The organism is Pannus brasiliensis CCIBt3594, from assembly GCF_036688125.1.
GTDB classification, from domain to species: domain Bacteria; phylum Cyanobacteriota; class Cyanobacteriia; order Cyanobacteriales; family Microcystaceae; genus Pannus; species Pannus brasiliensis.
On sequence record NZ_JBAFSM010000027.1, the window covers coordinates 47,637 to 65,442 of the forward strand.

Annotated in this window: 23 protein-coding genes; 8 read left to right on the forward strand and 15 right to left on the reverse strand. The window is 52.2% G+C overall.

Translation table 11 applies throughout. From position 1 onward, the window contains the following. Positions 1-8 precede the first annotated feature (8 nt). Positions 9-161: a hypothetical protein gene (locus tag V0288_RS14590; RefSeq protein ID WP_332865851.1), complete on the reverse strand. Its 153-nt coding sequence runs from the start codon at positions 159-161 to the stop codon at positions 9-11. A gap of 22 nt (positions 162-183) precedes the next feature. Between V0288_RS14590 and V0288_RS14595 the strand changes: the two genes are divergently transcribed. Then, on the forward strand, positions 184-525 hold the full coding sequence (locus V0288_RS14595; RefSeq protein ID WP_332865852.1) for a hypothetical protein: 342 nt from the start codon (positions 184-186) through the stop codon (positions 523-525). Here V0288_RS14595 and ygfZ read toward each other — a convergent pair. From ygfZ to V0288_RS14625, 6 genes are all read right to left on the reverse strand, one after another. Continuing rightward, complete coding sequence (gene ygfZ / locus V0288_RS14600) at positions 522-1,553, reverse strand: CAF17-like 4Fe-4S cluster assembly/insertion protein YgfZ (RefSeq protein WP_332865853.1); 1,032 nt, start codon at positions 1,551-1,553, stop codon at positions 522-524. The two genes, V0288_RS14595 and ygfZ, sit on opposite strands and share 4 nt — an antisense overlap. Next, complete coding sequence (locus V0288_RS14605) at positions 1,550-1,936, reverse strand: hypothetical protein (protein ID WP_332865854.1); 387 nt, start codon at positions 1,934-1,936, stop codon at positions 1,550-1,552. Before V0288_RS14605 ends, ygfZ begins: the two co-directional genes overlap by 4 nt. Before the next feature lie 410 nt (positions 1,937-2,346). Further along, positions 2,347-3,420, reverse strand: a complete 1,074-nt coding sequence (locus tag V0288_RS14610) for a glucose-1-phosphate thymidylyltransferase (protein ID WP_332865855.1) — start codon at positions 3,418-3,420, stop codon at positions 2,347-2,349. A 78-nt stretch (positions 3,421-3,498) separates the two neighbouring features. Further along, positions 3,499-4,374, reverse strand: a complete 876-nt coding sequence (gene rfbD / locus V0288_RS14615) for a dTDP-4-dehydrorhamnose reductase (RefSeq protein WP_332865856.1) — start codon at positions 4,372-4,374, stop codon at positions 3,499-3,501. 43 nt (positions 4,375-4,417) lie between these two features. Continuing rightward, on the reverse strand, positions 4,418-4,963 hold the full coding sequence (gene rfbC, locus V0288_RS14620; RefSeq protein WP_332865857.1) for a dTDP-4-dehydrorhamnose 3,5-epimerase: 546 nt from the start codon (positions 4,961-4,963) through the stop codon (positions 4,418-4,420). A gap of 101 nt (positions 4,964-5,064) precedes the next feature. Then, positions 5,065-6,105 (reverse strand): M42 family metallopeptidase, encoded by a 1,041-nt coding sequence (locus V0288_RS14625; protein WP_332865858.1) that lies wholly within the window; start codon positions 6,103-6,105, stop codon positions 5,065-5,067. Positions 6,106-6,224: 119 nt separating this feature from the next. Between V0288_RS14625 and V0288_RS14630 the strand changes: the two genes are divergently transcribed. Beyond that, positions 6,225-6,479 carry a cyclic di-GMP-binding domain-containing protein, MshE-related gene (locus V0288_RS14630; protein WP_332865859.1) on the forward strand — a complete coding sequence of 85 codons (255 nt, stop codon included), beginning with the start codon at positions 6,225-6,227 and terminating at the stop codon, positions 6,477-6,479. Here V0288_RS14630 and V0288_RS14635 read toward each other — a convergent pair. Both V0288_RS14635 and V0288_RS14640 read right to left on the reverse strand, forming a co-directional pair. After that, on the reverse strand, positions 6,429-7,772 hold the full coding sequence (locus V0288_RS14635) for a helix-hairpin-helix domain-containing protein (RefSeq protein WP_332865860.1): 1,344 nt from the start codon (positions 7,770-7,772) through the stop codon (positions 6,429-6,431). The two genes, V0288_RS14630 and V0288_RS14635, sit on opposite strands and share 51 nt — an antisense overlap. A gap of 225 nt (positions 7,773-7,997) precedes the next feature. Then, positions 7,998-8,222 carry a type II toxin-antitoxin system TacA family antitoxin gene (locus V0288_RS14640; RefSeq protein ID WP_332865861.1) on the reverse strand — a complete coding sequence of 75 codons (225 nt, stop codon included), beginning with the start codon at positions 8,220-8,222 and terminating at the stop codon, positions 7,998-8,000. Between the two features lie 158 nt (positions 8,223-8,380). Here V0288_RS14640 and V0288_RS14645 point away from each other — a divergent pair, with 158 nt between their 5' ends. Next, on the forward strand, positions 8,381-9,475 hold the full coding sequence (locus tag V0288_RS14645; RefSeq protein ID WP_332865862.1) for an alkene reductase: 1,095 nt from the start codon (positions 8,381-8,383) through the stop codon (positions 9,473-9,475). Between the two features lie 96 nt (positions 9,476-9,571). Here V0288_RS14645 and V0288_RS14650 read toward each other — a convergent pair whose 3' ends face one another. The 5 genes from V0288_RS14650 to V0288_RS14670 all read right to left on the reverse strand — a co-directional run bounded on the left by V0288_RS14650 (position 9,572) and on the right by V0288_RS14670 (position 11,601). Further along, complete coding sequence (locus tag V0288_RS14650) at positions 9,572-9,769, reverse strand: hypothetical protein (protein WP_332865863.1); 198 nt, start codon at positions 9,767-9,769, stop codon at positions 9,572-9,574. Positions 9,770-9,819: 50 nt separating this feature from the next. Further along, positions 9,820-10,389 (reverse strand): peptide deformylase, encoded by a 570-nt coding sequence (gene def, locus V0288_RS14655; RefSeq protein WP_332865864.1) that lies wholly within the window; start codon positions 10,387-10,389, stop codon positions 9,820-9,822. A gap of 92 nt (positions 10,390-10,481) precedes the next feature. Continuing rightward, a complete protein-coding gene (locus tag V0288_RS14660) occupies positions 10,482-10,862 on the reverse strand; it encodes a hypothetical protein (protein ID WP_332865865.1) in 381 nt (126 codons plus the stop codon). Positions 10,863-10,936: 74 nt separating this feature from the next. Then, entirely contained in the window at positions 10,937-11,302 is a 366-nt protein-coding gene (locus V0288_RS14665) for a type II toxin-antitoxin system PemK/MazF family toxin (RefSeq protein WP_332865866.1), read from the reverse strand. Next, entirely contained in the window at positions 11,299-11,601 is a 303-nt protein-coding gene (locus tag V0288_RS14670) for a hypothetical protein (protein ID WP_332865867.1), read from the reverse strand. Before V0288_RS14670 ends, V0288_RS14665 begins: the two co-directional genes overlap by 4 nt. 423 nt (positions 11,602-12,024) lie before the next feature. Between V0288_RS14670 and V0288_RS14675 the strand changes: the two genes are divergently transcribed. From V0288_RS14675 to V0288_RS14695, 5 genes are all read left to right on the forward strand, one after another. Continuing rightward, on the forward strand, positions 12,025-13,218 hold the full coding sequence (locus V0288_RS14675) for a thiolase family protein (RefSeq protein ID WP_332865868.1): 1,194 nt from the start codon (positions 12,025-12,027) through the stop codon (positions 13,216-13,218). A gap of 11 nt (positions 13,219-13,229) precedes the next feature. Continuing rightward, positions 13,230-13,946 carry an acetoacetyl-CoA reductase PhaB gene (gene phaB / locus V0288_RS14680; protein ID WP_332865869.1) on the forward strand — a complete coding sequence of 239 codons (717 nt, stop codon included), beginning with the start codon at positions 13,230-13,232 and terminating at the stop codon, positions 13,944-13,946. A 152-nt stretch (positions 13,947-14,098) separates the two neighbouring features. After that, entirely contained in the window at positions 14,099-15,097 is a 999-nt protein-coding gene (gene phaE / locus V0288_RS14685; protein WP_332865870.1) for a class III poly(R)-hydroxyalkanoic acid synthase subunit PhaE, read from the forward strand. A gap of 21 nt (positions 15,098-15,118) precedes the next feature. Next, on the forward strand, positions 15,119-16,213 hold the full coding sequence (locus tag V0288_RS14690) for a class III poly(R)-hydroxyalkanoic acid synthase subunit PhaC (protein WP_332865871.1): 1,095 nt from the start codon (positions 15,119-15,121) through the stop codon (positions 16,211-16,213). A gap of 386 nt (positions 16,214-16,599) precedes the next feature. After that, positions 16,600-17,067: a YbhB/YbcL family Raf kinase inhibitor-like protein gene (locus V0288_RS14695; protein WP_332865872.1), complete on the forward strand. Its 468-nt coding sequence runs from the start codon at positions 16,600-16,602 to the stop codon at positions 17,065-17,067. A gap of 270 nt (positions 17,068-17,337) precedes the next feature. Here the strand turns inward: V0288_RS14695 and V0288_RS14700 are convergent, their stop codons facing one another. Beyond that, complete coding sequence (locus V0288_RS14700) at positions 17,338-17,739, reverse strand: hypothetical protein (protein ID WP_332865873.1); 402 nt, start codon at positions 17,737-17,739, stop codon at positions 17,338-17,340. Positions 17,740-17,806: the final 67 nt, after the last annotated feature.

Consider the following 17,806-nt stretch of genomic DNA (forward strand, 5'->3'; position numbering starts at 1 on the left):
TTCCTCCGTTACACGTATCGCACTCTCTTACAATAACCCGCTTTCGGCCCGCTGACCGAGCGGCGAGAAAGGGCGAGAACGGGGGATAATGGTTCGGAAACGAGAGATCGAGGAAATTCGGGATACCCGCCCGCGGCGATCGGGGTTAGAGTTAAAAGCATCAGCCCCGATCGAGAAATCCCGATGACTAACTCGAAGAATCAACTCGTAGCTACCCGTAGCTACCCCCCACAAAAACTCCAAGAACAACGAGCCGAACAGGAACGCCTAGACAATATCCTCCTACTCCTCCAGAATCTTTTCGAGCGCGAGGAAGCCACGGCTAAACTCATCCTCGATTCTCTCTACGATATCGGTTCGGTGAATCTGATCAACAGCAAAGTTCCCACCCGTCCCTTAAAAAGCCTCTCCAAAGCGATCGCCCGTTCCTCGAAACCGGTTTTCCGCGTTTTCGCCCTGCGTTGGTTCAAAAAGAACTGTCCTCGCCTGATTACCGACTGGTTATATTCCCTCGTGCGGTTTTAGAGGTACTCGTGCCGTAAATAGGGAACCGCGACGACTTCCCCCTTCGCCTCGCCGACCTTCACGGCTAATCCGGGGCCGCCCGCTTTCGTTTTCACGTATCCCAGCGCGAAATTATCGACAACGCTGGTAATCTCGCCGATTTTCCCCGCTTCTCCCTCGATCGCCGTCCCCACTTCCACGGGTCGATCGAGTTGGATTCCCCACAGCCGCTGTTTCACCCCTTTATAGGTGTTCAGACGGGCGATCGTTTCCTGTCCGATATAACAGCCCTTCTCGAAGGAAATCGCCCGCCATAGCCCGGCTTCCAGCGCGTTATAGTCCTCGGTTAACTCTCGATCGGCCGCCGGTCTTCCCTGTCGGACGCGTAAAGTCTCCCAAACCGTCGATCCCGCGGGAATCGCTCCCATTTTCACCAATTCCTCCCAAAACGGTGCGAGAATCGCCACCGGAACGATCAGCGTGTATCCGGGCAGATCCAATCCCGTCCCGACCGCGACGCGGATCGGGCCGATCGCCACGGAAACCTCTCGATGATCCCCCTCCACCCCCGCTAAAATCTCCTCGGAAACCCCGATTTTTTGTAGGTATTCCCCGCTTCTATCACCGATCAGGGTAAAAACGCCAAAATTGTCGCTAACGTCCGTAATTTCCACCTTATCCATCGGGAAGATGTAGCGATCGATCCACGGGAGGAGAAACGAGCGACGGTTCGGATCGACGAGAATCAAGAGCGAGTCTTCGGTGGCGTAAACGGTCGCCAGATCGAGGGTTCGCCCGGTAGAGTTAACGAAAATCGTCTCCATGCCCCGATCCGGTCGGATACTATCGATCCGGTTGGTGGTTTGGTTATGGAGGAAACGCAGGCGATCGCTTCCCGTCATCCAGAGGACACCGAGATCGGAGCGATCGATCAGTAGGGGATCGGCGGTAAGCGCGTCCCGATCTCGGTTAAAACTTTCTGGAACGTCGTGATTTTCCCGAAAAATCGCCCCGTATTTCTCCTGAACTTCCCGTAACTGTTCTTTCATACTTCATCCGTGGGTAAATTCGCGAATAGCTGTCGGATCACTCGATCGGTTTTCGTTTCTAGACCGTGCCAGTCCACCTCTCCCGTCTCGTCGAGTAAAGCCGTATCGATGTCGATCTCCTGGCTTTCCCCGCTCTCGTCCGCGGGATAATCGAGAAAACAGATCCGGAAACAGAGATCCCAGAGATCTACGGTAGTCGAGTGTTCCCCGCGCGTCAAACAGAGCCGATAACCGGGGTAAGGAGTCTCGATCTCTTGAAAAGTGCCTGCCCACGGGGAATTTTCCAACTGTTTCCGTAAATTATCCAGAACCCGAATAAACGCGGGTTGCATCAATCGTTCTGCCTGTTCCCAGGCGAGGCGATTTTTAAATCGTGGTTTCATAGACTGAGCGCGAGCGAGACGCGCCGGGATTTCCTCCCATTATCGCTCGCGAGGGCGTTCGCGTTCGCGAGCGAAAACACGCCCCCCGTCAAAGGAGCGCGTAAGATAGAAGGTAACGTAAGCTTTTTTTTCAGCTTGGCAGGAAATCCCGCCGGTTCCCGGAGTGAGGAGATAGGGATTAACCGATAACTGTCTCCCGGAAGCTGATGAGTATATTCTACAACGATCGGGGTACGGGGAAAACCGGGGCGATAAAAAATTCTCTCGATCGGGGTTTTCCCGCGTTCTTACCCCGATCGAGTCCGGGATCGTTGTTTTTTTCCGAGGGGGGAAGGATTCTCCCGAAAGTTTTTCGCTCGGTTTCCGGCGAGATTTTCCGATCGACTATCGGCAGAGGTTGTTTATCGATCTCACACTAACTCGACGTGAGAATCGTCACCGATCATAAAACGGAGCGCTTTCGGCCGTCGCGGGGCGATTTCCAGTTTCGCGCGCCGTCCGATGACGCTATCGACGATACGTTGATGGATTCCCGTGACGATCGCCCCCTCCAGAATCACGCTATGCTCGATATCCGTGTCGATCAGTTTCACCCCGTCGGCGATACTGCTGTAGGGGCCGATAAAACAATTCTCGATGTGGCAACGATCGCCGACGATCACCGGGCCGCGGATCGTGCTATTGATTACCCGAGTTCCCTCGCCGATCTGTACCCGGCCGATCGCCTGACTCCGATCGCCTAGCTGACCGTTGACGGAAATTTCGAGACGGGTATCGAGAATAATCCGATTCGCCTCTAAAAGATCGTCTTTTTTCCCGGTATCGAGCCACCAGCCGCTTAACTGTAATGCCTCTACCGATTTCTCTAGAACGATCAACTCCTGAATCGCGTCGGTGATCTCCAACTCCCCGCGCGCGGAGGGTTGAATCGCGTCGATCGCCTCGTGAATCGTCGGCGCGAAAAAGTAAATCCCCACCAGCGCGAGATCGGACGGGGGATTCTTCGGTTTCTCGACTAACTGTAAAACTTTTCCCGTTTCATCCACTTTCGCCACCCCGAAGGCACCGGGATCGGACACTTTCCGCAGGAGGATCAACGAGTCGAGGGATTGTTCGTGAAACGATTCCAGGAAGGGAGTCAGGGGATCTTCGATCAGGTTATCGCCCAGGTACATGATAAAAGGCGAATCGCCTAAAAACGATCGGGCCGTTTTCACCGCGTGGGCGAGTCCCGCGGGGTGTTCTTGAAGGATATAGGTGATTTTCGCCCCGAAGTGTTCCCCCGCACCCGTTTTCTCGCGAATTTCATCGCCGGTTTCCGGGCTGATAATGATACCGATATCGGTGATTCCCGCCGCGACGATCGCCTCGATACCGTACCAGAGAATCGGTTTGTTGGCGACCGGGACTAATTGTTTCGCGCCCGTGTAGGTTAGGGGACGTAAACGCGTACCTTTTCCACCGGATAAAATCAGTGCTTTCATAAACTCTCGCGGGTAGGAATACAATTTAGATAGAAGAAATTCGCGGGTATTGATTCGGTATCCTTCGATCGTTTTCTCCTAGAGGGTCGCGAACCCGGCCATCATCGATGTCAAAGAATCGCGCCAGTAGGGGGGGATATACCCGAGTCGATCGTGGATTTTTTGACCGGAAAGGACGGAATAGGCGGGACGGACGGCGGGAGTCGGGTATTCGGCGGTCGTGATGGGAATAACCCGCTGAATTTTTAACGGGATTCCCAACGTTTTCGCCTCGTCGAAAACCGTCCGCGCCAGATCGAACCAACTGGCGACCCCGCTATCGGTAAAGTGATAGATCCCCCCCGGAGTGTCGGTATTTTTCAAGAGAACGGCGATCGCGTCGGCGATATCTTTCGCGAGCGTCGGACTTCCCACCTGATCCATCACTACTTTTAATTCTTCCCGTTCTTTGCCCAGACGGATCATCGTCTTGACGAAATTACTTTTCCCGTGAATTCCGTATACCCAAGCGGTACGGAGAACGATCGAGTTCGGATCGATCTCTCGGATAAATTCTTCCCCTTGTAATTTCGTTTTTCCGTAGACACTTAAGGGGTTAACGGGATCGGTTTCCCGATACGGGGTGTTTTGCCGACCGTCGAAAACGTAATCGGTGGAAATATGCAGGAACCTCGCCCCGCATCTCCCGGCCTCTTCCGCGAGGATTTTCGGGGCCTCGGCGTTGACGGCATAAGCGAGTTCTACCTCGCTCTCGGCCTTATCGACCGCGGTGTAAGCGGAGGCGTTGACGAGAATCTCCGGCCGTGTAGCCCGGACGAGGGCGCGAATTCCCTCGCCGTCGGTTAGATCCAGTTCCTCGCGTCCGATGTTGATGACCTCGCCGAGAGGGGGTAGGGTGAACTGTAATTCCCGCCCCACCTGTCCCCGCGCGCCGATGAGTAAAATTTTAGGCATAGATAATTTCTCGGTCGGGAAAGCTAACGGTGAATCGCGATGTTTACGGGAAAACCTCGGCCGATCGAAAAGCCTGTCCCGCTCGGTCTTTCTCCGCTAAAAGAGGCTCCCCGTCGAGTTTCCAATCGATTCCCAGATCGGGATCGTTCCAAACGATCGTCCGTTCGTACTGCGGGGCGTAATAATTCGTGGTTTTATATAAAAAATCGGCGTATTCTGAAAGAACGGAAAATCCGTGGGCGAATCCTTCGGGAACCCATAGCTGACGTTTGTTTTCGGCACTGAGTAGACAACCGACCCATCGCCCGAAGGTGGGGGAACTTTGACGGAGATCGACCACCACATCGAAGACACTCCCGATCGCGACGCGAACGAGTTTGCCCTGCGGGTTTTGAATCTGGTAATGTAGTCCCCGAACCACGTTTTTTAGGGAACGGGAATGATTATCCTGCACGAAGGGGGAGCGAATACCGGTCTTTTCTTGAAAGGCTCTCTCGTTAAAACTTTCAAAGAAAAACCCCCGATCGTCCCCGTACACTCTCGGTTCGATGATTAATACATCGGGAATCTCGGTGGGAATAACTAGCATAAATCTTTTATCGGGTTAGGTCAGAAGCGATTTCGGGTACGGAACTTTCTCGCGTAGCTTACCACGAATGATTGCTTTCCAGTGCTTTCTCTAGATAGATTTTAGAGAGATGACCGGCAATAGCTTTGTAAAATCGCGACACAATTGGCGATCGAACCGAGGGGCGCGATCTCGTACCCGTGAGTATTTTGGGTCGGGAAACTTAAACAGGCCCCCCGAGCGACGTGACCGAATTTCATGGCGATCGAGGCATCGCTCCCGAACCCGCTAATTACCGCTAATTGTAGGGGGATTCCCGTCCGTTCCGCCGCCGTCCGTAATTCCCGATTCAGATCCTCGTCGTAAATCCCGTAAGCGTCTTGAGATAGTAAAACGGGGGCGGTACTGTCCTCGATCGGGTATTCCGGGGAAAGGGGGCAGATTTCCAGCGCGATTAACGCGTCTAGTCGCTGATTGGCGCTGAAAAATAACGCCCCGATCGCCCCGACTTCCTCTTTCGCGGAGGCGACGAGATACACGTCGAACGCGGGTTCCCGTACCGTTTCCGCGAGCGCGAGGAGGATGGCCACCGACGCTTTATTATCGAGGGTGTAACTGGCGATATGATCTTTGAGGCGGATCGGTCGTTTGCGGTGTTTTCCGACCACCACCCGACTACCCGGACGCACCCCGAAAGCGGCCAATTCTTCCGGGCTACATTTCGTCTCGATCCACGCGTCCTCCCAGGTGACGGGGGTGTTTTCCTGCTGGGCTTTCTGCGGCGATTCGTGGGAGACGTGGCGCGATCCGAAAGAAAGTATCCCCGATATCGTCTCCCGATCGCCGAGAATATCCACCACTCCCTCGCCGTAGATCCAGGGATACGATCCCCCCAGTTTTCGCGCCTGTATCGTGCCGTCCGCTTGAATTTCCTTGACGATCGCCCCGATCTCGTCCTTGTGTCCGGTGATGGCGATTTTCCGGCTCGCGTCGCGTCCCGGTATACGGGATATCACGTTCCCGGCCGCGTCCTGCCGGGTTTCTAATCCGAGTTCGCGGAATCGATCGAGTAGGAAGCGATCGATCTCCCCCTCCACACCACTAGGAGAGTGACACAGGACAAGGGTTTCAATGGTTCGGAACAGGCGATCGAGATCCGTCATACCGATAAAGCTAAAAAAATCTTTACAGAATTCCCCGGCACATTTTCCGCGATCATCATCCTATAGGATGAGTACCTATAGTATCCTGTAAAAAGGTAGTTGACATTTGGAACATCCCTATGCGGTTAGGTGAAATTCTCGTGAAAAACCACGCCATCTCTTCCGAGCAGTTAGCGGAAGGGATTCGCCTACAAGAGAGCCAGTCCAAAAGATTAGGCGAGATCCTGATCGAGAGGGGATTGGTTCCGGAAGAAGAGATCGAAAGCGCGTTACAGGAACAGTATTGGCGGCGCAATGGCTTCTGGGTGCTGGAAGAGCGGGATTTACTTGCCGACCAGGGGTTGAGTTGTCGCGTCAAAGCCCGCGCTCTTTAAGACTTCTTCTGTCGATCCCCCATCCTGAACCCAGTAATTTTGCCCTAACCGTATAAATTGACGCTGGGTTCCCGAGCCGATGGTGGCGATCACGGGAACTCTCGCTTTTTGACGATCGCCCGATTGAAGGATACTTTTCAGGTGATTCTGACGGTGAGGATCGAGCGCCTCGGCCGGGGAAAGGTTAACCAGGACCATTTTCACCGTCTCGATCGGTTCCGCGTCCTCGATAATTAACTGTACTTTATCTTCCCGGCGATCGACCTTGCCCCAGACGATCAGGTGCGCGTCATCGACGAGAAGTTTCTGAACCCGCTCGTAGGTATCGGAAAACACCACGGCTTCCGACTGTCCCGACGCGTCTTCCACGGTGAGGAAAGCCATCGGGGTTCCTTTTTTGGTCATGATTTTCTTCACCGCCGCCAATAAAACGATCGCGCTGACTTTTTTTCTCGATTTGTGTTCTTCTAGATCCGCGAGATTGATGGGAGCGAGCAAACCGGCCGCTTTCTGTACCGCTTTCAAGGGATGTTCGGAAACGTAAAACCCTAAATGCTCTTTCTCTAGCTTCAGTTTTTCCTGTAGGGAAAAATCCTCGACCGGTGGCGCGCTCGGAGCCTGTTCAAACTCCGATTCCCCGCTATTTTCCGCAACGTCCGCGCTCCCTAACATATCGAAGATATTCATTTGACCGCTTTCTTTTTCCTTGGCGCGTTTTTGCGCCCAGGCGACCACGAGTTCGATGTCGTGAATGAGTTGATTTCGGTTCGGTTGAATTTTATCGAACGCGCCGCAATAAATTAACGTTTCTAACGCCCGTTTATTGACCACGCGCAGATCGACCCGCGAGCAGAAATCCGCGAGGGATTCAAACTTTCCGCCCGCTTCCTCTCGGGCCCGTAAAATCACATCGATCGCCCCCTCGCCCAAGTTTCTCACCGCCGATAACCCGAAGAGAATACTCTCGCCGATCGGGGTAAAATGTTTATTCGATCGATTGATGTCGGGCGGCTCGACAACAATGTTCATTTTCTGACAGTTTTCCCGGTACTTTTCCACCTTGTCCTGATTGTCACTACTGGCGGTCAGCAGGGCGGTCATGTACTCGACCGGATAATTCGCTTTCAAGTACGCCGTTTGATAGGTGACGTAAGCGTAGGCGGTCGAGTGGGATTTGTTGAAACAATTGGAAGCGATCGTTCCGTTGGCGAGCAGGAAATTATGATCCGTCTCGACCCCGATATCGTACACGGGTTGAACGCCTAACGATTTTCGATCGATAATTTTAACCATGTAATTCACTCTCAATTATTTCTTGAATCTTCTTGAATAGTAAATCGAGCTTTTCGGTCAGAAAATTCTGAGCAAAACGCGCTCGATATTTTCGATAAAATATGACGGCTTCTTCATCTAATGTGTCTATAAAAAGTACCGAAAAAAATCTATCTGTAGAGAATGGTGTAAGATCGCGAGAAGATTTCGATCGCTGATGTCGAGAATTATCGAAAAGTTCGATGATTACGGCAATTCTCCCCGCAGGAATTTTTTATAGTTTAACACGGCTTTTTTAAACGCTTCATTCGGAGGGGGGGGATTGAAAACCGTTTCGAGAAACCTTTCCGCGTCCTCGCCACTGAGTACGAGTTCGGTAATCCGGTAGTCGTCGGCATTCGGGTATTCTAGCGAACTCGGTCGTTCCGATTCAATCTCCGGTCTCGACTCTATTTCGGTTCGGGTATCCATCGCGGGAATCCTCGCTCTGTGGCGATCGGGGAAATACCCTATCATTCTATCGGTCAGTACCCGACGTTTCAACCGGCCGGACGGATCACCCGCGCGCGTGATGTACGATTTTAGCTAGGGGACGTAAAATCCCCCTAATCCTTTTATCCGTAACCGACATGACTAGCGCTACCGCCTCGCTCACTCTTTTGAGCCAATTTCAACTAGGAGACCTATCTTTAGAGAATCGTATCGTTCTCGCGCCGATGACCCGCGCTAGGGCCGGGGAAAAACGACTCGCGAACGAGATGATGGCCGAGTATTACAAACAACGGGCGAGCGCGGGCCTATTAATCACCGAAGCGACGGTGATTTCCGAACAGGGTATCGGTTGGTTGAATACGCCGGGGATCTACACGGACGAACAGGCGGAAGCGTGGAAAATCGTCACCAAAGTGACCCGGATGAAAGGAACGCCGATTTTCTGCCAGTTATGGCACTGCGGCCGCGCCTCTCATAGTAGTTTTCATAACGGCGAGTTACCGGTGGCTCCTTCGGCGATCGCCATTTCTGGGGAAATTCACACCCCGATCGGGAAACAGCCCCACGAGGTTCCTAGAGCGTTAGAAACCGCGGAAATTCCCGCGATTGTCGAGGATTTCCGGCGCGCGGCACAACGGGCGAAAGAGGCGGGCTTTGACGGGGTGGAAATTCACGCCGCGAACGGGTATTTAATCGATACTTTCCTCCAATCTTCGACCAACCATCGCGAGGATATCTACGGCGGGAGTTTGGAAAATCGCTACCGTTTTTTACAGGAAATTGTCGAAGCGATTCTGACGGTTTTTCCCGCGCATCGGGTCGGGGTTCGTCTCTCTCCGAACGGGGTTTACAATGACATGGGTTCGGACGATTTCCGGGAAACTTTCCTTTACGTGGCGGAACGGTTAAACGAGTGTAAGTTAGGGTATTTACATATACTCGACGGGTTGGCTTTCGGGTTTCATGAAAAGGGTGAACCGATGACGCTCGCGGAGTTCCGATCGGTTTTCGAGAACGCGATTATCGGCAATTGTGGCTACACGAAAGAAACGGCGGAGGAGATGATTCAATCGGGAGACGCGGATCTGATCGCGTTCGGTCGTGACTATATTAGTAATCCCGATCTGGTGGAACGGTTCGCCAATAATTGGCCGTTGAATCCTCCCGCGGATATGAAGGATTGGTATTCTTTCGAGAAGGAAGGGTATATCGATTTTCCGAAGTATCGTTAGTTTTCTAGATGCTGGCTACCCGAAAACATCCTGCTTCGGGAATAGTTTAGAAATCGATCGATCTCCTCTCCCTGGATGGGTGGGAGAGGAAACATCTTACTTATAATTCGCTCTAGTATCTTTCACGGCCGCCCAGAAGAAGAGCGCGGTAAGGGGAATACTAGCGACGAGAATTAAACTGGTGGTCGTGTTGCCGAGGTCGGGGTTTCCCGAGGTCAGTTCAAAAACGCAACCGGTGGCCGCGATGGCCGCGATACACGATCCCAATAAGAAAACGCCGCTTTTTGGTGTCACGCTGTCCACTCCTAAACTCGATCGAGCGATGGTTTTATTGTTACACGGCCTCACACTTTATCGATCGGTTTGACCGCGCCGACCGCGAAACCGTGTTTTTTCAGTTCCGTGGTTAGCGCCAGTTCGTTTTCGACTCGATCGACAAACATGACCCCGTTAAGGTGATCCATCTCGTGTTGGATGACGCGCGCGAGTAAACCGTCGGCTTTCAGTTTGCGCGGCCGTCCCTGTTCGTCTTTGAAGCTGACCTCGATCGTGTGCGGACGGATCACGTCTAGATACACGTTGGGAATGCTCAAACAGCCTTCTTCGGCTTTACAGAGTTCGCGACCGTAGCCGGTAATCTGGGGGTTGATTAAAACGAGGGGAGGATTTTCCGGTTTGTCGGGTTCGCAGTCGATGACGATGATCTGTTTATGGATGCCGACTTGGGGCGCCGCTAACCCGATTCCCTGCGAACTATACATCGTCTGGAGCATCTCGCGGGCTATCTGTCGGATGCTGTCATCGACCTTGGCGACGCGTTTGGCGGGTTGACGGAGGACTCGATCGCCTAAATAATGCAGTTCTAACGGGGGCTTGTCTAATTTCTTTTTTTCTACAGCAATGGTGGCAGTCATGGAATTTGTCGCTACTCTAGTCGTTTTACACCGTTGACTCGATCTTAATCTAATCCCGCCCGTTCCCGCTATAGGGTGAGGGGCGTGGGAATTTATTCGCCGTGGAATTGTTGGATTTTCTCGATATAGGCCAGATTCGCGAGGTTTAGTAACTTCTCTCGCCATTTCGGTTGATGGGTTTCGCCGATGCAGAGATATTGAGTTTTCTGGCAACGGATACGACCGGGACTGTGGCGGTAGATTTTCAGGGAGGGATCGATCGATCTGACTTCTTTCTCGGTTTCCGGGTTCGCGGGAATGCAGAACTCGTAGGCGAGCGATCGAACCCCCGTTCCCGTACCGATTAACCCGGATTCGGAGATGGTCGAGAGATCGAAAGTGATTTTCGATAGCACTTGACTTTCTTCGGCTTTTATGTTAATAAAAAATCCTTCGGTGAGGACGAGAATTAGGGCGATGGCGAGTCGAAACATGGTTTTTACCTTCCTATCGGGATCGTCGATTCCTCTTTTTTTCCTCGATCGATTTTTGTATCAAAATCATGGTTTTAATTTTCGGATTCGGACGCGGGTTTCGGAATGTCTAATCCCGCGATAGCTATCTTGACACACGCGAGAACTCCCTGCCAATCCCGTTCCGATAATTGTCCGATACTAACCAAATTAGCCGACGGGGGTAAAGTCACGATAAAACTCCGAAAAACGGACGCGACTCGTAAACCCGCTAATTGCCAATCCTGAAGGACATAATCGGTCACGCTTAACTCGGTTGTTCGGGTCGTGATCAACCCGACGATGACATCGGGACGGTTCGCGTGATAGGTTTTCGAGGACAAAATAACGGCGGGACGACGTTTAATTCCCGTGACACCTGGAAAATCCACCGTAACCACTTCACCGGGATTAAAAGTCACTCGATTAACCCCTCATCTTCTGGATAGTTTAGACCCGCGGATTGCAGGGAAAAGGACACTAGATCGAGTCTATCTTGTTCCGTCCATGTGTCACTCTCATCAAGAATAATCGAATCTTCGGCACAAATCCCGTAGAGAGATTCTAGTGAGGGTTCGGTAGTAGTTATCGAGTTCTCGCTTTCCGGTTCGACGATTTCTTGAACGATCACCCGTACCTTTTTTCCTTCGAGTTCGGGATCGAGTTTTTCTTGAAGAATTAGTTGACCGTCTGTGCAGGTCGCTCGCAGGATATGAACCATACTCCCTCGCGTGAATCGGAACGCTATTTTTCTAGTATAAAACGAACCCACAAGCCTGATAGTAAGGGGATGAAATCGGGAAACCCGCGGGGAAAGAGAGGGATTCTGCAATTCTAGCGAACTCGATCGAGGTCGGCCATAGAGATTCGATCGCTCTCCCTCCCCCCGCTTATCGGGAAAAAAACGGCGAAAAAAGAAATTATCCAGCCGAAAACGCTTTTGTCAAAAATTCAGACTCTGCCTTTACCCGGTCTCCTCTCCCAAAAGTTAAATTGAAATGAATTTCTCCTCGAACGGGGGGATCGTGTAGCAGGATCGGAATGGAACCGACAATTTTCGATCGAGAAACCTTCAGAATCCGTAACATTTTTGCAAAATTGTTCTGGTTTGTTTAGCTTGTCGTTGTATAGAGACAACAAACTTATGTCAAATATTTATATCGTATCGGCCGTTCGTACCCCGATCGGTCGTTTCGGGGGAGGATTAGCGGGATTATCGCCCGCGGATCTCGGGGCGAAAGCGATGGGGGCGGCGCTAGAAAGAGCGAATCTGCCCGCGTCCGCGCTAGATCTCTATATTTTCGGGAACGTTTTAGGCGCGGGCCACGGACAGTTAATTCCGCGACAGGCGGCGATAAAAGCGGGAATTCCCCTCGATGTGGACGGGTATCGCGTGGATATGGTCTGTTCCTCGGGCATGATCGCCGTCAGTAACGCCGTCACCTCGATCCGCGCTGGAGAAGCCGATCTCGTCCTCGCGGGAGGCATCGAATCCATGTCGCAAACCGGCTTTTTCCTCTCCAGTCGCGCGCGATGGGGCTATAAATTGCTGATGGGCGCGGCTATGGAACCGTTAACCGATCTCCTCGTTTACGACGGGCTAACGGACGCGACTACCGGCGAAGGGATGGGGGTACAGGTCGATCGCCTTTGCCTCGATCGAGGGGTTTCCCGGAGCGAACTCGACGAGATCGCCGCCCTCTCCCACCAACGCGCCGCCACCGCGACCGAAAAAGGCTGGTTTAGTAAAGAAATCGTACCGATCGAGATTAAAGCCAAAAAAAGCACGGAAATCATCGCCGCCGACGAGGGCATCCGTGCCGATAGTACCGCGGAAGGACTCGGGAAACTCCGGCCGGCTTTTAACCCCGAGGGCGTGTTAACCGCGGGCAACAGTAGCCAGATTTCCGACGGCGCGGCCGCGATTTTGGTCGCCAGTCAGAAAGCGGTGGACGAGTACGGTTTGCAACCGATCGCCCGAGTGTTGGGAAGCGCGTGGGCCGGGGGCGAAACCGCCCGTTTTCCCGAGATTCCCGTGTACGCGGTCAAGAAATTACTGGCGAAATTAGGGAAATCGATCGAGGATTTCGATCTCGTCGAGAATAACGAGGCTTTCGCGCTCAATAACCTACTTTTTGAAAAAGATCTCGGATTGGCGCGGGATAAACAAAACGTCCACGGGGGCGCGATCGCCCTGGGACATCCCATCGGCGCGTCCGGGGCGCGGGTTATCGTCACCCTACTCAACGCGTTGACGGTACACGATAAAACCCTCGGACTCGCCGCTATCTGTCACGGGACCGGTGGCGGGACGGCGATCGCTTTCGAGAGAATCTAGGAGGAAAAATTATGGTGTCATTGGGATTGGAAGATAAAGTCATCGTCGTCACGGGAGGCAATCGGGGCATCGGCGCGGCGATCGTGTCGTTGCTAACCGATCTCGGCGCGAAGGTAGCCTACACGGATCTAGCCGCTACCAACCCGAAAGGACTGGGCATCGTCGCCGATGTGACCAAGCTAGAATCGATGGAGGAAGCGGCGCGGAAAATCGAAGCCGAACTCGGCCCCGTTTACGGCATCGTCGCTAACGCCGGCATCACGCGGGATAACTTTTTCGCCAAACTCACCCCGGAAGATTGGGACATGGTAATTAATGTCAATTTGAAAGGGGTGAATCACACGATTAAGCCGTTTATCGAGGGAATGTACGAGCGGCAAGCGGGATCGATCGTCTGTATTAGCTCGATTTCGGGCGATCGGGGCAACGCGGGACAGACGAATTACGCGGCCACGAAAGCGGCGGTGATCGGTCTCGTTAAATCCCTAGCCCGCGAGGCCGCCCGCTACAACATCCGCGCCAACGCCATCGCCCCCGGTTTCATCAACACGGAAATGACCCTCGCCATTCCCGAAAAAGTGCGCGATAAAATCACCGCGGAGATTCCTTTCCGTCGTTTCGGCGAACCGGATGATATCGCCTGGGCGACCGCCTATCTTCTCTCCCCCGTCGCCAGTAGTTACGTTTCCGGCGAGGTTTTACGGGTAAACGGAGCGCATCATACTTAATGGGGAGTCAGGAGTCAGGAGTCAGGAGAAAAGAAATCGTGATTGACATTACATCTCGAATCATTTTTCTCTCTCCGGCTTATTGGTGGGTTACGCTTCGCTAACCCACCCTACGATCCCCTCGAAAAATTTATGAATCCTACCGAAAATTTATGACCAGTCAAACACGAATTTGGAATGATATGGCCACGGAATACGTCAAAACTTGGACGGAAACGGGCGCGAAAATGTGGTCGAGTTGGTTCGATATGATGGGCGCGATCCCGACCCCGATGGGCGATATCCGACCGGAATTACACGAGGCCACGAAACGCTATCTCGATAATCGGGATGTGTTGGTGAAATTCCTCCAGTTATCGATCGAGGCGTGGGAGGATATTTTTCCGAAAATTCAAGTGGGGGACGATTGGCAGACCGTGTTAAATAAATACACGGAAACGATGCGCCAACAATTCGACGCGTTCACCAATACCACCGCGAAAACCGGCGAGGATGTCGGTCAACTCTGGAAAATTTATCTCCAACAGGTACAGAAGTTTAATCAACTCTGGCTCGATCCGTTGGGAATGTCGAGCGGGACGATGGCGAAAGCTTTTCTTGGGGATAATACGGCGTTAATCGAGTTTAATAATCTCTATTTTCGCTTCTACGAGGAAACTTTCGGGACTTGGTTACAAGCGCCTTTGTTGGGATTACCGCGGGAGATTAACCGCAAATTAATCGACGGGTTCGAGGCGTGGCGCGCTCTCTATCAAGCCAGTACCAACTATCAGATCCTTCTCGCGGATATTCAGGTTCGCTCTTTTGAAGCGTTGATGAAAAAGTTGGTAGAACTAGCAGAAAAAGGTACTCCTGTCAAGGACTGGCGACAGTTTCAAGACGTGTGGAGCGTGGTAGCCGACGAGGTATTTGAAGCCACTTTCTGTAAACCAGAAAATCTCCAAATTCGCGGTCAATTTATCAATTCCCTGAATAACTATCGCCTCAAACAACAGGAGTTGATGGAGTTGTATTTAAAGGCGATGAATTTACCCCTCCGCAGTGAAGTGGATGAAATTCATAAAACGATTTACGAACTTCGCAAGGAGGTTAAAAGCTTGAAGAAAGCTCTGGCGGAGAAAGAATCGGGAAGTGCGATCGAAAACAATTAAGCGAGTGGGAGATTAGGGAATATGTGGCCATTTTTAACCCAGATGAAACTAGAAGACGCGACGAAAGACTATCGGGAATTTACCGAGAAAACACTGAAGGGATTGGAGAATCTGAAACGGGTTCGGGAAGAAGATATCGAGAGCGGGGTTTCCGAAAAAGAGGCCGTTTATCGCGAGGATAAAATCACGCTCTACCGCTTTAAGCCGGTGGTCGAGAATCCTTTCCCGATCCCGTTGTTGATGGTTTACGCGTTGGTGAACCGTCCTTATATGGTGGATCTCCAGGAGGGTCGATCGCTGGTCGCCAATCTATTAAAATTAGGCTTGGACGTGTATTTAATCGATTGGGGATATCCGACGCGGGCCGATCGATGGTTAACGCTCGATGATTATATCAACGGGTATATCGATAACTGCGTGGATTTTATCCGGAAAAGTCATCACCTCGATAAGATTAATCTTCTCGGGATCTGTCAGGGGGGAACCTTTAGTCTCTGTTACAGTTCCCTACATCCCGATAAGGTTAAAAATATCGTGGTCATGGTCGCGCCGATCGATTTCTACCAGACCGATACCCTATTAAATATGCGCGGGGGATGTACTCTCGGAGCGGAAGCGTTAGACGTGGATCTCATGGTAGAGGCGATGGGAAATGTTCCGGGGGATTATCTCAATATGGAGTTCCTAGAACTGAAACCGTTACAGTTAGGCTATCAGAAATATCTCGATCTTCCCGACATCATGGAAGACGAGGCCAAGTTAGTCAATTTCCTGCGGATGGAAAAATGGATTTTCGATAGTCCCGACCAAGCGGGAGAAGCGTACCGGCAGTTTCTCAAGGATTTCTACCAGCAGAATAAGTTGATTAAAGGCGAAGTTATGTTAGGGGAGAAACGGGTCGATCTCCACAATGTCACGATGCCGATTCTCAATCTCTACGCGGAGAAAGATCACCTCGTTCCCCCACCGTCTTCTTTAGCTTTAGCGAATTATATCGGTACATCGGATTACACGGCCTGTTCTTTCCCGGTGGGACATATCGGGATGTACGTCAGTGGCAAAGTCCAGCGCGATTTACCTCCCACGATCGTCGATTGGTTAAAAGCGCGGGGTTAGTTTTTCTGGAAAGCTATCAGCTTCCCGCTAAAACCTGTAATCGTCTTGTTCCTGTTTTCCCCGAAAGCCGTAGTGCTATCAGACCCTACTAAAAACCTCCTCGCTACTAAAGTCGGGGAGGTTTTTTTTAACCGGATTTATGCGAAATCCGTTGGATTTTTCGCGATAAAATTGATTCTTAGACTTGAGTGATCGAGTCGGGGCAACGAAACCCACGCGAAACTACCGTCCCCTCTCGTCGCCGACCGCGAGATCGGGAAATCGCCCGCGCTCGCCCGGATCGCGGAAGCGATCGATCGGGTAGGAAGGATTAAAAATGCCTACGCGTGGCCCCGCCCGAACACTTTGGATTATTGTAAAAAGGATAGGCTTTAGAAGATAAGACCATGAAAATAGAGAGTTCGGCTTTTGTTTCCGGGGGGTCGATCCCGCCCGAACACACTTGTGACGGGAAGCAGATCTCCCCGCCCCTCTTCTGGAGCGAGAGTCCGGAACGAACCGAGAGTTTCGTCCTGCTCGTGGACGATCCCGACGCGGTGGCGGTGATCGGGAAAACCTTCGATCATTGGGTTCTTTACGATCTACCGGGCGACCTCCGAGAGTTACCGCCCGGACTTTCCACCGCGCCAAAACTAGCGGGCGGGGGAGTTCACGGGATCACGACCCAGGGCACTTACGGTTACTTCGGCCCCTGTCCACCTCCCGGTTCATCGCCGCACCATTATTTTTTCCGGCTATTCGCTCTCGATCGCCGCTTAAATCTAGAACCCGGCCAAACCAAGGCGGAAATTCTTCGAGCGATGGAGGGATACGTTCTCGATCGGGCGGAACTAATCGGTCTGTACGCCCGTTAACCCTTGTTTTCGAGAGACCGTTTACAGACTGTTCTTGACCTCCTCGTTGTCCTAGAAGTGCGGCGAGGAGGTCAACGATCGGCTGTCGATGATCGCGAAAGACGGGGCGCGAGACTCGCACCCCGACAAGATTAAAAATTTTAAAATTATTTACAGCCTTTCTCACTTAGATGAGGTACAGAGATCCCGGTTTGAGGAAGGAGGGAATGTACTTCATCTTTTCGAGAAAGGCGGTCCGCGAATTTACGATTACTTCCCGCGGATTTACTATCACTCCATGATGAAATCGTAGGCTAATTGTAAAAGTCTTAATTCCGTGGCGGGTAAGGTGCGGGCTTGGGTGATGGAAATGAATTCTCCCTCGATCGATCCCGCCGGGGGATCGATGCCGGTAAAACGGGCGAGATAGGTCGGGATCGGGGTTTTCTCCGTTTCGATCGCCGCGAGAAATTCCCGCTCGATCTCTAGGGAACCCTCGGGTAAACCGAAGCGCCGTTCGGCCGGGGAAACGATCGAGCGATCGATCTCGCTGTCGATCTCTTCCGATGACTCGGCTCCCCCCGCGTGTTCCGGCAGACCGTCAAACAGACAGACGGTTCCGTTAACCCGCAGGAATAGGGTTCGGGCGCTACTGGGATGTTTATGATACAAAATCACGCGGCGATCGGACATAATCAAATCTCCCTAAGAGGGTATTTATAAAGTAAAGATAAAAACCGGGGAGGTCGAGGTCGAGGCT

Excerpts from the sequence above, each read along its gene's own strand:
- V0288_RS14590 (WP_332865851.1), bottom strand. The coding sequence starts at position 161 with ATGCTTTTAACTCTAACCCCGATCGCCGCGGGCGGGTATCCCGAATTT.
- V0288_RS14595 (WP_332865852.1), top strand. The coding sequence starts at position 184 with ATGACTAACTCGAAGAATCAACTCGTAGCTACCCGTAGCTACCCCCCA.
- ygfZ (WP_332865853.1), bottom strand. The coding sequence starts at position 1,553 with ATGAAAGAACAGTTACGGGAAGTTCAGGAGAAATACGGGGCGATTTTT.
- V0288_RS14605 (WP_332865854.1), bottom strand. The coding sequence starts at position 1,936 with ATGAAACCACGATTTAAAAATCGCCTCGCCTGGGAACAGGCAGAACGA.
- V0288_RS14610 (WP_332865855.1), bottom strand. The coding sequence starts at position 3,420 with ATGAAAGCACTGATTTTATCCGGTGGAAAAGGTACGCGTTTACGTCCC.
- rfbD (WP_332865856.1), bottom strand. The coding sequence starts at position 4,374 with ATGCCTAAAATTTTACTCATCGGCGCGCGGGGACAGGTGGGGCGGGAA.
- rfbC (WP_332865857.1), bottom strand. The coding sequence starts at position 4,963 with ATGCTAGTTATTCCCACCGAGATTCCCGATGTATTAATCATCGAACCG.
- V0288_RS14625 (WP_332865858.1), bottom strand. The coding sequence starts at position 6,105 with ATGACGGATCTCGATCGCCTGTTCCGAACCATTGAAACCCTTGTCCTG.
- V0288_RS14630 (WP_332865859.1), top strand. The coding sequence starts at position 6,225 with ATGCGGTTAGGTGAAATTCTCGTGAAAAACCACGCCATCTCTTCCGAG.
- V0288_RS14635 (WP_332865860.1), bottom strand. The coding sequence starts at position 7,772 with ATGGTTAAAATTATCGATCGAAAATCGTTAGGCGTTCAACCCGTGTAC.
- V0288_RS14640 (WP_332865861.1), bottom strand. The coding sequence starts at position 8,222 with ATGGATACCCGAACCGAAATAGAGTCGAGACCGGAGATTGAATCGGAA.
- V0288_RS14645 (WP_332865862.1), top strand. The coding sequence starts at position 8,381 with ATGACTAGCGCTACCGCCTCGCTCACTCTTTTGAGCCAATTTCAACTA.
- def (WP_332865864.1), bottom strand. The coding sequence starts at position 10,389 with ATGACTGCCACCATTGCTGTAGAAAAAAAGAAATTAGACAAGCCCCCG.
- V0288_RS14660 (WP_332865865.1), bottom strand. The coding sequence starts at position 10,862 with ATGTTTCGACTCGCCATCGCCCTAATTCTCGTCCTCACCGAAGGATTT.
- V0288_RS14670 (WP_332865867.1), bottom strand. The coding sequence starts at position 11,601 with ATGGTTCATATCCTGCGAGCGACCTGCACAGACGGTCAACTAATTCTT.
- V0288_RS14675 (WP_332865868.1), top strand. The coding sequence starts at position 12,025 with ATGTCAAATATTTATATCGTATCGGCCGTTCGTACCCCGATCGGTCGT.
- phaB (WP_332865869.1), top strand. The coding sequence starts at position 13,230 with ATGGTGTCATTGGGATTGGAAGATAAAGTCATCGTCGTCACGGGAGGC.
- phaE (WP_332865870.1), top strand. The coding sequence starts at position 14,099 with ATGACCAGTCAAACACGAATTTGGAATGATATGGCCACGGAATACGTC.
- V0288_RS14690 (WP_332865871.1), top strand. The coding sequence starts at position 15,119 with ATGTGGCCATTTTTAACCCAGATGAAACTAGAAGACGCGACGAAAGAC.
- V0288_RS14695 (WP_332865872.1), top strand. The coding sequence starts at position 16,600 with ATGAAAATAGAGAGTTCGGCTTTTGTTTCCGGGGGGTCGATCCCGCCC.
- V0288_RS14700 (WP_332865873.1), bottom strand. The coding sequence starts at position 17,739 with ATGTCCGATCGCCGCGTGATTTTGTATCATAAACATCCCAGTAGCGCC.